This window comes from Microbacterium sp. AG157, from assembly GCF_003385695.1.
GTDB lineage: Bacteria > Actinomycetota > Actinomycetes > Actinomycetales > Microbacteriaceae > Microbacterium > Microbacterium testaceum.
In genome coordinates, this window is sequence record NZ_QRDK01000004.1 from 254,832 (window position 1) to 273,279 (window position 18,448).

An 18,448-nucleotide genomic window follows, 5' to 3' on the forward strand; every position below is an offset into this window, starting at 1 on the left:
ACCCATCGACGGAGACATTTCGCGCCGGGCGGGGCCTCGATATGGTCGAAGCTCCGGCGAAGGGGGCCAGCCGGGGAGGGATCATGGCCGCTCATCCCGCTTCGGATCGCACGTTCGCCGACAACACCGTGGGTGTCGTGACGAACGGATCGCCCATCGACTCCTTCGACATCCTGCGCGACGTTCCCGTTCATGCTTTCCCGCACCTTGCGGAGGTTGTGCCGACCCTCGACGGGAACGCGTTCGACGAGACACCGCCCAATGGGAACCGGGTGCTCATGCCCGGGCCTGCGAGTCCGCTTGACACCCACAACGACACGGCGTACGCGAACTCCGTCGCCGTATGGGAGGCGCACTATGCCGCGCGAGGCAGCGGTCCTCCCCCGGGTCTCGACCTCTTCACGGGCGAGGTCGTCGACCACAGCGTCTTCACGACTCACGAGTGAACCCGTTCAAAGCGACCCCATAGCGGCGCGGTGAGAGAATCGCGGCATGAGCGAAACCGTCATTCCCCGCCGTCCGATCGTCGTCGCGATCTGGCTGGTCTTCGCGGGGGTGGTGGGCTGGTGGGCGGCGTTCTCACTCACCATGGAGCGCTTTCATCAGCTGATGAATCCGGGGGCCGCGGCATCCTGTGACTTCAGTGTGCTGGTCCAGTGCTCCACGAACCTCGAGTCCGCGCAGGGCAGCGTGTTCGGCTTCCCCAACCCGATCATCGGGCTGGGCGCGTGGATCGCCCCCATCGTCGTCGGAATGGCGCTGCTGGCCGGTGCCCGGTTCGCACGGTGGTTCTGGGCGCTGTTCTGGCTCGGCTTCGTCTTCGCGCTGTGCTTCGTGATCTGGCTCATCGGGCAGAGTCTTTTCGTGCTGGGGACGCTGTGCCCCTGGTGCATGGTGACATGGTCGGTCGTCATCCCGTCGTTTTTCGTCGTGACGTTGCACGTGCTGCGCGAGGGGGTCATCCCCCGCCCCCGCGTGCAAGAGATCGCCGACCGTCTCATGGTCTGGGTGCCGCTCATGACCATCGTGGCTTTCGCGGTCGTCGCGGTGCTGGCGCAGGTGCGCCTGGACGTGCTGTCTCAGCTCTGAGCCGTCGGGTCGCGGCGCAGTCCGGGAAGGTTGCCCGGCCGCCACGACCATCGCGGGTCCCCTCCACGCGGGGCCGAGGCGCGCGGGGCCGGGCTTCTCGGACAGTCGGCGCACAACGACGAAGGCCGCCACCCCTCACGGGGCGGCGGCCTTCACGGCATCCGGGATCAGGCGAACCAGATGGCGAGCTCGCGCTCGGCGGACTCGACGCTGTCGGATCCGTGAACGAGATTCTGCTGCACCTTGAGGCCCCAGTCGCGGCCGAAATCGCCGCGGATGGTGCCGGGGGCGGCCGTGGTCGGATCGGTCGTGCCTGCGAGGGAGCGGAAGCCCTCGATGACGCGGTTTCCCGCAAGGCGGATGGCGACCGAGGGGCCGGACATCATGAACTCGAGCAAAGGCTCGTAGAAGGGCTTTCCCTCGTGCTCGGCGTAGTGCCGGGCGAGGGTCTCGCGGTCGGGCTCGACGAGGCGGATGTCGACGAGGGCATAGCCCTTCGCCTCGATGCGGGCGAGGATCGCGCCGGTGAGGCCGCGGGCGACGCCGTCGGGCTTGACGAGGACGAGGGTCTCTTCGGTAGCCATGGGTCAATCTCCGTTCGAGAGGTCGGGGGAAGCGGCGCGTCGGGCGTTCTGCCGGTCGAGCGCCGCTCCCTTGATCGTCGCATACGCCCACATGCCGCCGAAAATGACGGCGACGACGGCGAGGGCCGGAACGAGGAAGCCTCCGAGCAGCAGCACGACCTGCAGCCCCCACCCGGCGAACAGCGCCCAGCGGTGCCGGAGCGATCCCGATATGGCGACCATCGCGATCGCCATGACGACGCCTCCGACGATTCCCCACCACGGCTCGATACCGAGGGGCAGCACCTTGAGGCCGTAGACCACGAGGCCGCCGAGGAACACGATGATCGACTCGAAGCCGAGGACGACAGCGCCGAGAGACTCCTGGGCGCCGCGTTGACGACGGGGGCGCGGGACGCGAGATTCGCGGGGGCTCATCCCTGCCACCCGGACTTCCAGTCTTCGAGGTCGGCGAGGCGCAGGGCTTCACCGGCGAGCACGACGGACCCGGCGATGACGACGGCTCGGCGGTCCGACTCCGCAGCCCACGACCGAGCCGCGTCCGCGGCGTCTTCGAGCGTGGAGTGGACGGTGACCGGCAGCTCGGCCGCCTCGGCGATGTCGGCGATGACGTCGGGATCGGTCGCGCGGTCGCTGGCGGGGGCGGTGGCGAACACACGGGCGACCCCCGGGACGAGCGCCGACACGATGCCGGCGGCATCCTTTCCCTCGAGGATGCCGATCACGGCGCCCCACTCGTCGATGTCGAACGACTCCTCGAGTGCGGCGACGAGGGCGCGCGCGCCGTGCGGGTTGTGCGCGGCGTCGACGAAGACCGTGGGCGACGTGCCGAGGAGCTGCAGGCGACCGGGTGAGGTGGCGTTGCCGAGACCATCGGCGATCACGTCGGCCGCGAGGGGCTGCGTGCCGCCGCCGATGAGCGACTCGACCGCGGCGACCGCGAGGGCGGCGTTGGCGCCCTGATGCGCACCGTAAAGGGGGAGGTAGACCTCGGAGTACGTGCCGGCGACACCGCGGATATCGAGCTGCTGCCCGCCCACCGCGAGGGTCTGGCCCTCCAGGGCGAAACCCTCGCCGGCCACGGCGACCGTGGCCCCCTCCTTCTCGGCGCGAAGGCGGATCACCCGCAGCGCTTCCTCCGGCTGCGCGGCCGACACGACGGCGGCGCCGGGTTTGATGATCCCCGCCTTGACGGTCGCGATCTCGGCGATCGTGGAGCCGAGACGGTCGATGTGGTCGATGTCGATGGGGGCGAACACCGCGACATCGCCGTCGGCGGTGTTGGTGGAGTCCCACTCCCCGCCCATGCCGACCTCGAGCACGAGCACGTCGATCGGGGCGTCGGCGCACGCGACGAAGGCGAGCACGGTCAGCAGTTCGAAGAACGTCAGCGGCGCGTCGTCGGCCGCGGCCAGCTCGGCATCCACCATCTCGACGAACGGCTGGATCTCGTCCCACGCGTCGGCGATCGCCGCGTCGGCCACGGGCTCGCCGTCGATGAGGATCCGCTCGGTGAAGCGCTCCAGGTGCGGGCTGGTGAACAGGCCCGTACGAAGCCCCATCGCGCGCAGCAGACTCTCGATCATGCGGCTGGTCGACGTCTTGCCGTTCGTGCCCGTCACATGGATGACGCGGTATGTGCGCTGCGGGTCGGCCAGCAGTTCGAGCACGCGGCGCGTGCGCTCGACGCGCGGCTGCACCCACTGCTCGCCCTGTCGTTCGAGCAGCGCCGAGTAGACGGCATCCGCCCTGGTCCGGTCGCTCATGCGGAGGCTCCGATCCGTGCGACGGCCACCGTGACGGCACCGACGTTCGCGTAGGTCTTGGCGGCGATCACCGTCTCATATTCGGCGGGCGCGAAGTCGCCGCGCTCGATCAGGCGACCCTCGGGACCGGCGAGCACGACGGCCTCGGCGAGGGTCTCGGATGCCACGCCCGCACCGTCGAACGCCTGGGCCACGGCCTGTGCGTCGGCGTCTTCGACGAAGGTGAGCGAGAGGAAGATCCGGTCGCTCACGTCGAAACCGGCGGCCTTGCGGGTGTCCTGGATGCCGCGGATCATGTCTCGCGCCAGGCCCTCGGCCTCGAGCTCGGGGGTGGTGACGGTGTCGAGCAGCACGAAGCCGCCGCCCGCGAGCACGGCCAGCGCCTCGCCCTCGGGGCGACCCGCGGTCTCGACGACCAGGTCGTACTCGGCGGGATCGAGGGCGATGCCGCCCGCGACGACCTGTCCGTCGACCTCGCTCCAGTCGCCCTCACGGGCGGCCTTGATCGCCTGCTGCACCTGCTTGCCCAGGCGAGGTCCGGCCGCGCGCGCGTTGACCGAGAGGCGGTGCGTGATGCCGTACTCGGCGGCCGTGCCGTCTTGCAGGGCGACCTGCTCGACGCTCTTCACGTTGAGCTCCTCGCGGAGGATGTCGTCGAACTGCGCCAAGCCCACGGCATCCGGGGTCACCACCGTCAGACGCGGCAGCGGCAGGCGCACGCGCTTTCCCTCGCGCTTGCGCAGCGCGTTGGCGACGCTCGAGACCTCGCGCACGGTGTCCATCGCGGTGCGGATGTCTTCCGCGGCGGGGAACGCCGAGGCGTCGGGCCAGTCGGTCAGGTGGACGCTCCGTCCGCCCGTGAGGCCCTGCCACACGCGCTCGGTGACCAGCGGCAGCAGCGGGGCGGCGACTCGGGTCAGCGTCTCGAGCACCGTGTACAGCGTGTCGAAGGCCTCGCGGCTCGTCGGGTCGTCGGTCACGCCCACCCAGAAGCGGTCGCGCGAGCGGCGGATGTACCAGTTGGTCAGCACCTCGGCGAAGTCGCGCAGGCGCTCGGCCGCGGTCGTGGAGTCGAGTCCCTCGAGGTCGGCGGCGACGCCCTGCACGAGGTCGCCGGTCAGGGCGAGGATGTAGCGGTCGAGCACGTCGGTCGAGTCGGTGCGCCACTCGGCGGTGTAGCCGTCGGTGCCGGAGGCGTTCGCGTAGGTCGCGAAGAAATACCACGCGTTCCACAACGGCAACAGGAACTCGCGCACGCCCCCGCGGATGCCCTCCTCGGTCACGACGAGGTTGCCGCCGCGCAGCACGCTCGACGACATGAGGAACCAGCGCATGGCGTCCGAACCGTCGCGGTCGAACACCTCGCGCACGTCGGGGTAGTTGCGAAGCGACTTCGACATCTTCTGGCCGTCGTTGCCGAGCACGATGCCGTGACACGACACCCCGGTGTACGCCGGGCGGTCGAACAGCGCGGTCGAGAGCACGTGCATGACGTAGAACCAGCCGCGGGTCTGACCGATGTACTCGACGATGAAGTCGGCCGGGGCGTGCTCGTCGAACCACTCGTGATTCTCGAACGGGTAGTGCACCTGCGCGAACGGCATCGAGCCCGAATCGAACCACACGTCCAGCACGTCTTCGATACGTCGCATCGTCGACTGCCCGGTGGGGTCGTCGGGGTTCGGGCGCGTGAGGTCGTCGATGTAGGGGCGGTGCAGGTCGACCTCGCCGTCGGCGTTCACCGGCAGGCGACCGAAGTCGGCCTCCATCTCGGCGAGAGACCCGTACACGTCGACGCGCGGGTGGTTCGGGTCGTCGCTCTTCCAGACCGGGATCGGCGAGCCCCAGTAGCGGTTGCGGCTGATCGACCAGTCGCGCGCGCCCTCGAGCCACTTGCCGAACTGGCCCTCCTTGACGTTCTCGGGCACCCACGTGATCTGCTGGTTGTTCGCCAGCAGATCATCCTTGATGTCGGTCACGCGCACGAACCAGCTCGACACGGCCTTGTAGATGAGGGGGTTCCGGCAGCGCCAGCAGTGCGGGTACGAGTGCTCGTACGACGCTTCGCGCAGCAGACGCCCGCTCTGCTTGAGCATCCGGATCAGCGGACGGTTCGCGTCGAGCCACAGCTCGCCCTCGACGTCGGTCACGGCCGACAGGAACCGGCCGCCGTCATCGAGCGAGATGATCGTGGGCAGGCCCGCCGCATCCGCGAGGCGCTTGTCGTCCTCACCGTAGGCCGGCGCCTGGTGCACGATGCCGGTGCCATCGGACACGGTGACGTAGTCGTCGACGAGGATCTTCCAGGCGTTGCCGGTCCCCCACGTCTCGGCGTCGGCGTAGTAGTCGAACAGGCGGTCGTACGACACGCCCTCGAGCTCGGAGCCCAGGATCGTTCTCTGAACGGCCTCGCGGGCGGCATCCGCGCTGTCGTATCCGAGGTCTTTGGCGTAGTTCGCCAGCAGGTCCTCGGCGAGCAGGTACCGGTGCGCGACGGCCTCGAACGCCTCGTCGGGAGTGCCGTCGGGCGCGCGGTGCACGTCGGCGGCGCCGCCGGGTCCGCCCTCGATGACCGCGTACCGGATGCCGGGACCCGCCGCCAGCGCGAGGTTCGTGGGCAGCGTCCACGGCGTGGTCGTCCATGCGAGCGCTCGGACGCCGGTGAGGCCCAGCGCTTCGGCCTTCGCCCCGACGAGCGGGAAGGTCACGGTGACCGAGGGGTCCTGCCGCATCTTGTAGACGTCGTCGTCCATGCGCAGCTCGTGCGTCGACAGGGGCGTCTCGTCACGCCAGCAGTACGGCAGCACGCGGTAGCCCTCGTAGGCGAGGCCCTTGTCGTGGAGCGTCTTGAACGCCCAGAGCACGCTTTCCATGTAGGTCGTGTCGAGCGTCTTGTACCCGCGGTCGAAGTCGACCCAGCGCGCCTGGCGCGTGACGTAGTCCTGCCACTCGCGCGTGTACTCGAGCACCGACTCGCGGGCCTTCGCGTTGAAGGTGGCCACGCCCATGGCCTCGATCTCGTCCTTCTCGGTGATGCCGAGCTGCTTCATCGCCTCGAGCTCGGCGGGGAGGCCGTGCGTGTCCCACCCGAACACGCGGTCGACTTTCTTGCCGCGCATGGTCTGGAAGCGCGGGAAGACGTCTTTCGCGTACCCCGTGAGCAGATGTCCGTAGTGCGGCAGACCGTTGGCGAAGGGCGGGCCGTCGTAGAACACCCACTCTTGGGCACCCTCGCGGTTCGCGATCGAGGCGCGGAACGTGTCGTCGCTCTTCCAGAAAGCGAGCGTGTCGTCCTCGATGGCCGGAAAGCGGGGGCTCGGGACGACGGATGCCGACGACCCAGCGCTCGGGCCGGACATCGGGGTCGTGGCATCCGGTGTCGTGTTCGACGCGTCGGCGGCCGGGCCGAAGGATGAGGGGCGTGGGTAGGTCATGTCACTCCGCGGGTCGAGGTCTCCTCGCCGGGACGACCCTGTCAGGCCGCGGTACCACCCTGCATTGCGCCGTCTTCCGAGGGCGCCGCTCTCACTGCGGCTGTGACGGGCCTGCCCCGCGCGGTTCTACTCCGAGCCTGGACCCGTTTCTTCCGCGAGCTCCCCGGTGATGGCCGGATCGATGCGTGTGCACCCAGTCTACGTCAGCCGCGCGGAGCGCGGTGCGGTCGATGCCGGACCATCGAGTGTCCGAGAAACCCGGACGTAGGGCCGGTATCGTCCGGGTGTTCTGGACACTCGACCCCTCCGTTCGGGCCGCAACCCGGCGAACGCGGACTCAGGCGCCCGGCGGGCGGACACCCGCGGCCGCCAGCAGTTCCCGGGTGAACGGATGCCGCGGCGCGGCGAAGACGCACGACACGGTGCCCGAGTCCACGACGCGCCCATCCTTCATCACGATCACGTCGTCGGCGATCGCGGCCACGATGTCGAGGTCGTGCGTGACGAAGATCAACGCGAGGTCGCGCTCGCTCTGGAGGGCGAGAAGACGATCGAGGATCTTCGCGCGCACCGAGGCGTCGAGCGCCGAGACCGGCTCGTCCAAGACCAGCAGGTCGGGCGACACGGCAAGAGCACGGGCGATGGCGACGCGCTGGCGTTGTCCTCCCGACAGCTGCGCGGGCCGACGGCGGGCGAACGCCGGAGACAGCCCGACCTCCTCCAGCAGAGCGGCGACCGCCCGGCGCCGCTCTGCGCGGCGCACCCCGCCCGCGGCGACCGCCTCGGTCAGGGTACGACCGACGCTCCAACGGGGATCGAGAGCGCCCCAGGGGTTCTGCTGTACGAGCTGAACCCGGCGGCGGTCCGATCCGCGAGCCGCATCGGGCGTCCACGGGCGGCCCTCGAACGAGAGGGTGCCCGCGTCGGCCGCGGTCACACCGACCGCGAGACGCGCGAGCGTCGTCTTCCCCGACCCCGACTCCCCCACCACCGCGAGAGTGCGACCGCGGCGGACCTCGAACGACACGTCGTCGACGGCCACTCGTTCACCGAACCGCTTCGTCACGCTCCGAGCGGTGAAGAGCGGCGCGTCGGTGCGGGGGGCTCGACCGAGCGGCTCGTGGGACACCGCCGCGACGAGCTCGCGCGTGACGGGATCGCGAGGGGATGCCAGCACCTCGGCCGTGACGCCGGTCTCGACGACCCGTCCTTCGTGCATCACGACGACGCGGTCGGCCACCCGGGCGACGGCCCCCAGATCGTGGCTGATGAACACCACGGCGACGCCGTCGTCGGCGATCCGGCGTACAAGGTCGAGCACGCGGACCTGCACCGTGGCATCCAGGGCTGTGGTGGGTTCGTCGGTCACGAGGACGGCGGGCTTCGCCGAGAGAGCCGAGGCGATCAGGGCGCGCTGACGCAGCCCGCCGGAGAGCTCGTGCGGGTACTGGCGCGCGCGCTCGTCGGGCTCGGACATCGACACTCGGTCGAGGCTGTCGCGGACGCGGTCCGCGAGGGCGTCTCCGCGCACGGCGGGCTCGTGGATGCGCACCGGCTCGGCGACCTCGGCGCCCACGCGGCGCAGCGGGTCCAGCGAGACGAGAGCGTCCTGCGACACGAGGGCGATGCGCCGCCCGCGCAGGGACCGCCACTGACGCTCGGTCAGCGAACGCGCCGAGGTGCCGTCGATCTCGAGGTCGTCCACCGACCAGGACAGACCCTCGGGAACGAGCCCCAGCAGGGCGCGCGCGCTCATGGACTTGCCCGCGCCCGACTCGCCCACGATCGCGACGCACTCCCCCGGCGCGACGTCGAGATCGAGGCCGCGGACGATCGCACCTTCGGGGCCATCGACGCGCAGGCCGCGTAAACGGAGGCCGCTCACGCGCCCCGCTCCTCGGAACGCGCCCGGACGATGCGACCGATGACGCTCACGCTCACAACGGTCGCGGTGATCGCGAGGCCCGGGAACACCGCGACCCACGGGGCCTGCAGCAGGAGGTTGCGGCCCGCCGAGAGCATGAGCCCCCACTCGGCCGTGGGTTCGGTCGGACCGAGGCCCAGGAAGCTGAGGCCCGCCGCCGCGAGGATGCTCGTGCCGATACCGATGGTGGCGAGGACGCTCACGGCACCCAACACCCCGGGCAGCACGTGCCGCACATGCACGATGAGCGCGGGAACGCCGATGATGCGCGCTGCCTCGACGTGTTCGGTCGCGGCGAGGGAGCGGGTCTGCGCCCGCGCCAGCCGGATGTACACGGGCACGGCGGCGATCGTCACGGCCACGGCGATATTGGTCGGCCCCGGTCCCAGCACGGCAACCACGAGGAGGGCGACGAGAAACTCGGGAAAAGCCGAGAGGACGTCGACGACCCGCATCGCGGCGGCATCGACGCCGCGTGGGGAGACGGCCGAGAGCGAGCCCGCGATCACACCGACGAACAGAGCAAGACCGGTCGCGAGAAGGCCGATCCCCACCGATCGACCCGCGCCGAACACGACGCGCGAGTACACGTCACGCCCGCTCTGGTCGGTACCGAACCAATGCGCGGAGCTCGGCGGCTGCAGGGCGGAGCGGACGTCGGTCAGCAGCGGGTCATGTGTCGCGAGAAGATCCGGGGCGATGGCGGCGAGGGCGATGGCCGCGAGCACGGCGCCCGAGATCGATAAAGCGACGGTGCGCCCGGGCCGGGTGCGCGGAGCGAGCGCGGTCACGCGGGCACCCCCGCCCTCGCGCCCAGTGCCGGCTCGGCGACACGCAACCGCGGATCGATGAGCGGCACGACGAGATCGACCAGGGTGTTGACGACGACGAACACGAGCGCGCTCAGCAGGATGACACCGGTGATCACGGGAAGATCGCGGTCGGTGATCGCCGCGAGCGTCACCCGGCCGATGCCGGGCCGCGCGAAGACCGTCTCGACCAGCACGGCGCCGCCGAGAAGCGACCCGACGAGGTATGCGGCGAGTGTGACTCCCCCTGCTCCCGCGTGACGCAGCGTGTGGCGCAGCGTCTCGCGCCGCGGCGTTGCGCCGCGGGCGCGGACCGTCAACAAGAACGGCTCGCGCTCGGCCGCTTCGATGCCGTCCCGCAGCACTTGAGAGAGCAGAGCGGCAACCGGCAGGGCCAGGGTCACCGACGGCAGCACGAGCGACGCGGCATCCCGCCCTCCCGACACCGGGAACCAGCCGAGCTGGAACGAGAAGACGCTCAACAGCACGAGCCCCGTCCAGAACACCGGCGACGACAGGACGACGAGCTCGACGCCCGAGGCCACCGCCCGACCCCGACGCCCACGCACGAGCAGCGCCGTCGCGAGGGCCAGCAGCAGGGCGATCACGAGCGCGAGCCCCGTCAGCTGCAGGGTGGGTCCGAGCTGGCGACCGATCACCTCGGTCACGGGGAGGCGCAGCTGGTACGACTCCCCCAGATCGCCGCGCACGAGACGCCCGAGGAACGCCGCGTACTGCTCGAGCACGGGACGATCCAGGCCGAGATCGCTGCGGATCCCCGCTTTCACGGCGTCGCTCACCTGCGCCTGTGGGCCGAGCATGACGTCGACGGGGTCGCCCGGAATGATCCGGAACGCCACGAACGCGAGCGTCGCCGCGCCCCACAGGACGAGAACGACGGATGCCACGATCCCGCCGAGGCGCCTCAGCAGGGCGCGCGAGCGAGAACGTGGCATCCGACCAGTCTGTCCGAAACGCGGCGGCTCAGCCGACGGAAGCCGTCGCGAAGAGCGGGCGACCGTAGAGGTCGAACGTCAGACCCGACACCTTCGGGGTGACGGCGCTGATCAGCGCGGGACTGTACAGCGGCACGATCGCCGCCTGCTGGGCGTTCCACTGCTGCACCTGTGCGTAGATCGCGTTACGGGCGGCCGGGTCGGTCGTCGAGGCGGCCTGCTCGAGCAGAGCGTCCATGGCCGGGTCGCTCACTTGCGAGGCGTTCTGGAAGCCGCCGGTCGCCAGGTGACTGCGCAGCAGATCGGCGTCGACGCCCGAGAAGCCCCAGTCGGTGACGTCGTAGGTCTTCGGGCCGTACTGCTCGTTGTAGGCGCCGGGCTCCAGCACCTCGCGCTGCAGGTCGAAGCCGACGGCTTTGAGGTCGCTCTGCACGGCGTTGGCCAGTGCCGCACGATCGTCGGGCACCGGGGTCCACGCGATCCAGCGCGCGGTGAGGCGCTGACCGTTCTTGGTCCGGATGCCGTCGGCATCGCGCCCCGTCCAGCCCGCCTCGTCGAGGAGGGCGTTGGCGGCTTCCTGATCGAACGGCCACGTCTGCTCGAGGCTCGCGTCGTACCCGGGAGTGGTGGCTCCCAGAATGCTCCAGGCGCGGGGGTACTGGCCGTAGAAGATCTCCTGCACGGCGGTGTCGACGTCGATCGCCTTCGAGAACGCCTGGCGCACCTTCTGGTCGGCGAAGACGCCGTACTTCTCGTTGAGGAAGAGCGAGTATGGCAGTCCGGGGTACGCGATGGACTCGACGGTGTCGTCGGACGGGACCTGCGCGACGAGGTTCGGCGGAAGGTTGGTCACGACGTCGGCCTGTCCGCTCGACAGAGCACCGAGACGCACCGAGGCCTCGGGGAGGATGTCGACGCGGAGGGTCTTGAACGCCGGCTTTCCGCCGCCATCGGGGCCCCAGGCGTAGTCGTCGTTGCGGGTGTAGACGATGTCCTGGTCGGGCGTGTATTCGGTGAGCTCGAAGGGACCCGTGCCGACGGTGACGTCGGGGCCGCCGGCCTTGAGCTGGTCGGCCTTCGTCGACAGCACCGCGGGCGAGTAGAAGCCGAGTAGAGCCGTACTGGCTGCCTGCAGGAACGGCGCGTAGGGCTGGGTGAAGCGCACGCGGACGGTGTGCTCGTCGACCACGTCGGTACCCGCATACAGGTCGCCGCCGAGCATGCTCGCCGCCTGCGCCGAGGCCGTGTCGGGGTTGGCGATGCGGTCGAAATTCGCCTTGACCGCGGCGGCGTCGAAGACCGTGCCGTCATGGAAGGTCACGTCGGTGCGCAGGTGGAAGAGGTAGCTCGCGCCGCCGTCCTCGACCTCCCAGGACTCGGCGAGCCACGGCGAGAACGTGCCGTCCGCCTCCTGGAACACCAGCGAATCGAGCACGGCTCGCTGCACCATGGCGGAGACGTCGAGCTGGCTGGTCTGCGGGTCCATGTGACCGGCCGACAGGTTCGCGCCCTCGATCGCCCAGACCACCTCGCCGTCGCCCGAGGCGGCGGGATCGGACCCCGCGCACGCCGAGAGCGAGAGGGCGGCGACGGCCGCCACAGCGACCGCCGAGAGCACGCGGCGCGAAAGCGAAGAAGGCATGGGGAAACCTCGGAATCTCTGGTGGGAAGGCTTTCAGCTTACCGGGGTTCCTGTACCCGGTGCGGAAAGTCACCGGTCGATCGCGCGCTGACAGCGAGCGGGGGCGGGTCCGCGCCCCGCCTGCGAAGACCTGACGCTCATCCGCATCTGCGAGGGCGCGCCACGACGCGCGCTCCCGCGAGACCCCCGGTATCGTGGATGCCACACCCATCAGGCACGCTCACACAGTGCCGCCCATATCGCTCGAGGAGTACCCCTATGGCCACCATTCCCGACAAGCCCGCCCTGGAAGGCCTCGAGCAGAAGTGGGATGCCGCGTGGAACGAGCGCGGCACGTACGTCTTCGACCGGATCCGCGCCGCCGAGGCGGGTCGACAGGGCGTCTACTCCGTGGACACCCCTCCCCCCACGGCATCCGGAAGCCTCCACATCGGCCACGTGTTCTCGTTCACGCACACCGACGTGAAGGTGCGCTTCGAGCGCATGCGCGGAAAGACTGTGTTCTACCCGATGGGCTGGGACGACAACGGCCTGCCGACCGAGCGCCGCGTGCAGAACTACTACGGCGTGCGCTGCGACCCCTCGCTCCCCTACGACGCCGACTTCACCCCGCCGTTCGCGGGCGGCGACAACAAGAGCAGCAAGGCCGCCGATCAGGTGCCCATCAGCCGCCGCAACTTCATCGAGCTGTGCGAGCAGCTCACGATCGAAGACGAGAAGCAGTTCGAAGACCTGTTCCGCGAGCTGGGCCTGAGCGTCGACTGGACGCAGACCTACCGCACGATCTCCGACGACTCGATCCGCACGAGCCAGCTGGCGTTCCTGCGCAACATCGAGCGCGGCGAGGCGTACCAGTCGATGGCGCCGACGCTGTGGGACGTGGACTTCCGCTCCGCGATCGCGCAGGCCGAGCTCGAGGACCGCGACCAGCCCGCCGCGTACCATCGCGTGGGCTTCGCCAAGACCGACGGCTCGGGCGACGTGTTCATCGAGACCACCCGTCCCGAGCTGCTGCCTGCCTGCGTGGCGCTCGTGGCAAACCCCGACGACGATCGCTATCAGCCGCTATTCGGCACGACCGTGCGCACTCCTCTGTTCGACGTCGAGGTGCCAGTGCTCGCGCACCCCCTCGCGCAGAAGGACAAGGGATCGGGCATCGCCATGATCTGCACCTTCGGCGACGTGACCGACATCATCTGGTGGCGCGAGCTCGACCTGCCGAACCGCACGATCATCGGCAAAGACGGGCGGATCGTGGCCGAGGCTCCCGACGTGATCGTGACGGATGCCGCGAAGGCGGCCTACGACGAGCTCGCGGGCAAGACCGTGTTCAGCGCCAAGAAGCGCATCGTCGAGCTGCTGCAGGAGTCCGGCGCCATGGAGGGCGCTCCCAAGCCCTTCACCCACCCCGTGAAGTTCTTCGAGAAGGGCGACCGGCCGCTCGAGATCGTGTCGACGCGCCAGTGGTACATCCGCAACGGCGCACGCGACGCCGAGCTGCGCGAGCGCCTCATCTCGCTCGGTCGTGAGATGGCGTGGCATCCCGACTTCATGCGCGTGCGCTTCGAGAACTGGACCAGCGGCCTCACCGGCGACTGGCTCGTGTCGCGTCAGCGCTTCTTCGGCGTGCCGATCCCGGTCTGGTACGGCCTCGACGACAGCGGTGAGCGCGACTACTCGCGCGTGCTGACGCCCGACCTCGCGGCGCTGCCCGTCGACCCGACGGTGGATGTGCCCCCGGGCTACACCGAGGACCAGCGGGGCGTTCCCGGCGGCTTCGATGCCGAGCGCGACATCCTCGACACGTGGGCGACGTCGTCGCTCACCCCCCAGTTGGCCGGCGGCTGGCAGCGCGACGAGGAGCTGTGGAACCTCGTCGCTCCGTTCGACCTGCGCCCGCAGGGACAGGACATCATCCGCACCTGGCTCTTCTCGACCATGTTGCGCAGCACCCTCGAAGACGACCGGAGCCCCTGGTCGGATGCCGCCATCTCGGGGTTCATCGTCGACCCCGACCGCAAGAAGATGTCGAAGTCGAAGGGCAACGTCGTCACGCCCGCCGACATTCTCAAGCAGCACGGCTCCGACGCCGTGCGCTATTGGTCGGCGTCGAGCCGCCTCGGCACCGACGCGGCGTTCGACCCGCAGAACCCCACCCAGGTGAAGATCGGTCGGCGCCTCGCGATCAAGCTGCTGAACGCGGCGAAGTTCGTGCTGTCGTTCCCCGTGCCCGAGGGTGCCGAGGTGACGCACGCGCTCGACGCGTCGATGCTCGCGACGCTGGATGCCGTCGTGCGCGACGCCACCGCCGCGTTCGAGGCCTACGATCATGCGCGGGCGCTCGAGATCACCGAGTCGTTCTTCTGGACCTTCTGCGACGACTATCTCGAGCTGGTCAAGGAGCGCGCGTACGACCAGACCGACGTGGGCCAGGCTTCGGCGGCCCTGGCGCTGCGCACGGCCCTGTCGACGCTGGTGCGCCTCTTCGCGCCCGTGCTGTCGTTCGCGTCCGAAGAGGTGTGGTCGTGGTTCGAAGAGGGCTCGGTGCACACCGCCGCGTGGCCCGAGCCGCTCGGCATCGAGGGTGACCCGGCCGTGCTCACCGCCGTGAGCGCCGCGCTGATCGGCATCCGTCGCGCCAAGACCGAGGCGAAGGCCTCGCAGAAGACCAAGGTCGCCTCGCTCACCGTGTCGGGCCCGCACCTCGAGGCGCTGCGCCTCGCCGAGGGCGACCTGCGCGCCGTGGGCCGGATCGAGACGATCTCGTTCGCCGAGGCCGACACCACCACCGTGACCGACATCGTGTTCGCACCCCAGGAGGCCTGATGCAACTCGGAACCCGTTGGACCGCCCGCGAGCAGCCGCCGAAGGCTGTGCCCGAGGCGCTGCACGCGCAGATCGCCGCCGTCGAGGCCGCGCTCAACCCCGATGGCCTCAGCGCCCCCGCGCCGCGGTGGACGTTGACGTTCCTCGAGGGGCGCCCCGTCGCCGAGCTCGACACCGGGGTCGTCGTGTCCCAGGATGCCGCGGGCGAGGTCGTCGTGCGCTACGACGACGACGCCGAGTTCGCCTGAGTCGAATCGCTCACGACCGCGAAGAGCCCGCCGACGCCCTCACGGGTCGGCGGGCTCGATCCGTGAGGGCCGGGGACGGCATCTCCGCACGGCGAGGGGTCCGGGGCGGAGGAGAATCGGGCTGCGGAGGACGAATCCGCTCGATGAGTGCTCCGCCGGCAGAATCTCCTCCCCGAACGCGCGGGCGAGCCTCCGGTCTCTCGCGCCGAGGTCGCCCGACCTACCGGGGCAGCAGGTACCGTGCGACGTCGTCCGACATCGCGCGGGATGCCGCGAGCCCAGCGCGACGAGCCGGCTCGGTCTCGAGGCGTGCGACACGTCGACTCATGCGGCGCTCCGCGATGGTCGCCATGGCCTGGGCGCCCACGAGGAGGGCGTTCTCGAGGGGCGTCGGCCGGGCGGAGACGGCGATGGTCTGCGTGATGGCGCTCATGCGGAGCCCCTCTCGGTCGGAAGCGGAAAGATGTCGTTGCGGATCGTGACGGGGCGCACGCCTTCGCCGGTCTGATCGCGGTACCGCGCCACGGTCTCGTCGACGAGCGCGTGGATACGCCTGACGAGGTCCTGCGACTGCTCCGCGGTCAACCGGGCGGTCGCGGTCGAGATGATCGCGGCATCCCGCCACTCCTCGGCCTCGGCCCACCCGTGATTCGCGAAGTGCATGAGCTGTTGGTGGCGCAGCGTGAGTGTCTCGGACTGCACGGCCTCCATCACGGCTCGCCCCGCGGGGGTGTTCTGCATCTCGGGATTCGTGAGCGTCACCATTCCGGCGGGGCGCTCCCACCATCGCTCGCGCGCGGTCCCCCGCCCGGCCACCTCGCGGATGAGATCGTGTCGAGCCAGAGCCCGGAGGTGATAGCTCGTCGATCCGGTCGACTCTCCCGTGAGTTCGGCGAGGCTGCTCGCCGTCTGGGGGCCGTACTGGCTGAGGATGTCGTAGAGCCGCACCCGCAGGGGATGCGCGAGCGCGCGAAGCGCTCCCGCGTCCAGAACCCGCTCGGGGTGGGGTGTCGGCTGATCGGGCATGAATACAAAGATACCTTTGCAAACGTCTATCTGCAATGACATCTTTGCATGCGTCGAGAGACGGGCCATAGGCTGGAGAGATGTCGGATGCCGTGAACAATCCCCTCCTCGCGCCGCCCTCGCTCCCCTACGACCTGCCGCCCTACGGCAGCATCGCCGTCGAGCACTACCTCCCCGCGTTCCACGCCGCCTTCGCGGCGCAACGGGCCGAGGTCGACGGGATCACCGCTCAGACCGCGGAGCCCACCTTCGAGAACACGCTCATCCGCCTGGAGCGCAGCGGCGAACTGCTCGACCGCGTCGCTCGCACGTTCTACACCGTGGCATCCGCTGACGGCACTCCCGAGATCCAGGCCGTTGAAGAGGAGCTCGCTCCCCTGATGTCGGCGCACCGCGACGCGATCCAGCTCGATGCCGATCTGTTCGCCCGTATCGCCGCCGTGCACGCGCAGCTCGACGACCTCGACCTCGACGCCGAGAGCCGCTACCTCGTCGAGCGGTACCACCGCGAGATGTCGCTGGCCGGCGCCGGTCTCGACGACGCGCAGAAGCGGACGCTCACCGAGCTCAACCAGCGCTTGTCGGTGCTGACGACCACGTTCGAGAAGAACCTGCTCGCCGACACCAACGAGCTCGCGGTGGTGTTCGACTCCGCCGACGAGCTCGACGGATTGAGCGAGGGCGAGCTCTCGGCGGCGGCGCAGGCGGCCACGAGCCGCGGTCTCGACGGGCGCTATGTCGTAAATCTCACGCTGTACACCGGTCACCCTCTGCTCGCGTCGCTGACGAACCGAGAGAGCCGCCGCCGTCTGCTCGAGGCCTCGCGCTCCCGCGCCACGCGCGGCAACGACAACGACAACCGCGCGGTCCTCCGCGAGATCGTGCGCCTGCGGGCCGAGCGCGCCGCGATGCTCGGCTATCCCTCGCACGCCGCCGCCGTCCTCGCCGACCAGACGGCGGGGTCTCCGGATGCCGCGCGCGACCTGCTCCGCCGACTCTCCACCCCCGCTGCCGCCAACGCGCGCGCCGAGCAAGAGGCTCTGCAGAGGATCGCCGAGGCTGACGGCATCCGGATCGAAGCCCACGACTGGGCGTTCTACACCGAGAAGGTCCGCGCCGAGCGGTACGACCTCGATCAGGCGGCTCTGCGTCCGTGGTTCGAGGCAGAGCGGGTGCTGCGCGACGGCGTGTTCTTCGCGGCCGAGAAGCTTTACGGCATCCGCATGACCGAACGCCACGACCTGCAGGGCTATCACCCCGACGTTCGCGTCTTCGAGGTGCACAACGCCGACGGCAGCGAGCTCGGCCTGTTCCTGCTCGACCTGTACACGCGCGACAGCAAGCGCGGCGGCGCGTGGATGAACTCGATCGTCACGCAGTCGGCCCTCCGCGGCACGGCCCCCGTCGTGGTCAACAACCTGAACGTGAACAAGCCCGCCCCGGGCACCCCGACACTGCTGACCCTGGATGAGGTCACCACCCTCTTCCACGAGTTCGGGCACGCCCTGCACGGCCTGTTCGCCACCGTGACCTACCCGCACTTCGGCGGAACGGCCGTCTACCGCGACTTCGTCGAGTTCCCCAGCCAGGTGAACGAGATGTGGATCCTGTGGCCCGAGATCCTGACCAACTACGCGCGGCACATCGACACCGACGCACCGCTGCCGGCCGATGTCGTCGAGCGTCTGCACGCCTCCGAGGCGTTCAACCAGGGCTTCGCGACGAGCGAGTATCTCGCGGCCTCGTGGATCGATCAGGCGTGGCACGGACTGTCGGTCGCCGAGGCGTCGGCCGACATCGACGTCGCAGCGTTCGAAGCGGAGGCCCTCGCGGACATCGGGCTCGACAACCCCGCCGTCCCCACCCGCTACGCCTCGACGTACTTCGCCCACGTGTTCTCCGGCGGCTACAGCGCCGGGTACTACTCCTACATCTGGAGCGAGGTGCTCGACGCCGACACCGTGGAGTGGTTCCGCGAGAACGGCGGGCTCACTCGCGAGAACGGCGACCGTTTCCGCCAGCGCCTTCTGGGCGTCGGCGGGTCCGGCGATCCCCTGGCCGCATACCGCGACTTCCGAGGCCGGGATGCCGAGATCCGGCCGTTGCTGGAACGTCGCGGACTCGCGGGCTGAGCTCGGTGTGCC

General features: G+C 69.9%; 15 protein-coding genes. 5 read left to right on the top strand and 10 right to left on the bottom strand.

From position 1 onward, the window contains the following. Window positions 1-83 precede the first annotated feature (83 nt). The gene (locus tag DEU35_RS13970; protein ID WP_147301881.1) at window positions 84-446 is read left to right on the top strand and encodes a hypothetical protein; all 363 of its coding nucleotides are present in this window, start codon (window positions 84-86) and stop codon (window positions 444-446) included. 46 nt (window positions 447-492) lie between these two features. Beyond that, complete coding sequence (locus DEU35_RS13975) at window positions 493-1,089, top strand: vitamin K epoxide reductase family protein (protein ID WP_103209142.1); 597 nt, start codon at window positions 493-495, stop codon at window positions 1,087-1,089. A 167-nt stretch (window positions 1,090-1,256) separates the two neighbouring features. Here DEU35_RS13975 and ndk read toward each other — a convergent pair whose 3' ends face one another. The 8 genes from ndk to DEU35_RS14015 form a co-directional block, all read right to left on the bottom strand. Further along, on the bottom strand, window positions 1,257-1,673 hold the full coding sequence (gene ndk / locus DEU35_RS13980; RefSeq protein ID WP_103209139.1) for a nucleoside-diphosphate kinase: 417 nt from the start codon (window positions 1,671-1,673) through the stop codon (window positions 1,257-1,259). A gap of 3 nt (window positions 1,674-1,676) precedes the next feature. Further along, window positions 1,677-2,090 carry a DUF4233 domain-containing protein gene (locus DEU35_RS13985; protein WP_116239859.1) on the bottom strand — a complete coding sequence of 138 codons (414 nt, stop codon included), beginning with the start codon at window positions 2,088-2,090 and terminating at the stop codon, window positions 1,677-1,679. Further along, a complete protein-coding gene (locus DEU35_RS13990) occupies window positions 2,087-3,439 on the bottom strand; it encodes a folylpolyglutamate synthase/dihydrofolate synthase family protein (protein ID WP_116239860.1) in 1,353 nt (450 codons plus the stop codon). The genes DEU35_RS13985 and DEU35_RS13990 overlap by 4 nt, the downstream gene beginning before the upstream one ends. Beyond that, window positions 3,436-6,873, bottom strand: a complete 3,438-nt coding sequence (gene ileS / locus DEU35_RS13995; protein WP_116239861.1) for an isoleucine--tRNA ligase — start codon at window positions 6,871-6,873, stop codon at window positions 3,436-3,438. Before ileS ends, DEU35_RS13990 begins: the two co-directional genes overlap by 4 nt. A 337-nt stretch (window positions 6,874-7,210) precedes the next feature. Next, a complete protein-coding gene (locus tag DEU35_RS14000; protein ID WP_103209130.1) occupies window positions 7,211-8,758 on the bottom strand; it encodes an ABC transporter ATP-binding protein in 1,548 nt (515 codons plus the stop codon). Next, window positions 8,755-9,588: an ABC transporter permease gene (locus DEU35_RS14005; RefSeq protein ID WP_103209129.1), complete on the bottom strand. Its 834-nt coding sequence runs from the start codon at window positions 9,586-9,588 to the stop codon at window positions 8,755-8,757. The genes DEU35_RS14000 and DEU35_RS14005 overlap by 4 nt, the downstream gene beginning before the upstream one ends. Continuing rightward, window positions 9,585-10,562, bottom strand: a complete 978-nt coding sequence (locus DEU35_RS14010) for an ABC transporter permease (RefSeq protein ID WP_103209127.1) — start codon at window positions 10,560-10,562, stop codon at window positions 9,585-9,587. The genes DEU35_RS14005 and DEU35_RS14010 overlap by 4 nt, the downstream gene beginning before the upstream one ends. Window positions 10,563-10,590: 28 nt before the next feature. Then, window positions 10,591-12,204 (bottom strand): ABC transporter substrate-binding protein, encoded by a 1,614-nt coding sequence (locus tag DEU35_RS14015; protein ID WP_116239862.1) that lies wholly within the window; start codon window positions 12,202-12,204, stop codon window positions 10,591-10,593. 258 nt (window positions 12,205-12,462) lie between these two features. Here DEU35_RS14015 and valS point away from each other — a divergent pair, with 258 nt between their 5' ends. Beyond that, window positions 12,463-15,030, top strand: coding sequence for a valine--tRNA ligase (gene valS, locus DEU35_RS14020; RefSeq protein ID WP_116239863.1), 2,568 nt, complete (start codon window positions 12,463-12,465; stop codon window positions 15,028-15,030). Continuing rightward, window positions 15,030-15,278, top strand: coding sequence for a hypothetical protein (locus tag DEU35_RS14025; protein ID WP_103209121.1), 249 nt, complete (start codon window positions 15,030-15,032; stop codon window positions 15,276-15,278). The genes valS and DEU35_RS14025 overlap by 1 nt, the downstream gene beginning before the upstream one ends. A 220-nt stretch (window positions 15,279-15,498) precedes the next feature. Here DEU35_RS14025 and DEU35_RS14030 read toward each other — a convergent pair whose 3' ends face one another. Further along, the gene (locus tag DEU35_RS14030; RefSeq protein WP_116239864.1) at window positions 15,499-15,711 is read right to left on the bottom strand and encodes a hypothetical protein; all 213 of its coding nucleotides are present in this window, start codon (window positions 15,709-15,711) and stop codon (window positions 15,499-15,501) included. Next, on the bottom strand, window positions 15,708-16,304 hold the full coding sequence (locus DEU35_RS14035) for a helix-turn-helix domain-containing protein (RefSeq protein WP_116239865.1): 597 nt from the start codon (window positions 16,302-16,304) through the stop codon (window positions 15,708-15,710). Before DEU35_RS14035 ends, DEU35_RS14030 begins: the two co-directional genes overlap by 4 nt. 80 nt (window positions 16,305-16,384) lie before the next feature. Between DEU35_RS14035 and DEU35_RS14040 the strand changes: the two genes are divergently transcribed. Next, entirely contained in the window at window positions 16,385-18,436 is a 2,052-nt protein-coding gene (locus DEU35_RS14040; protein ID WP_116239866.1) for a M3 family metallopeptidase, read from the top strand. Window positions 18,437-18,448 lie beyond the last annotated feature (12 nt).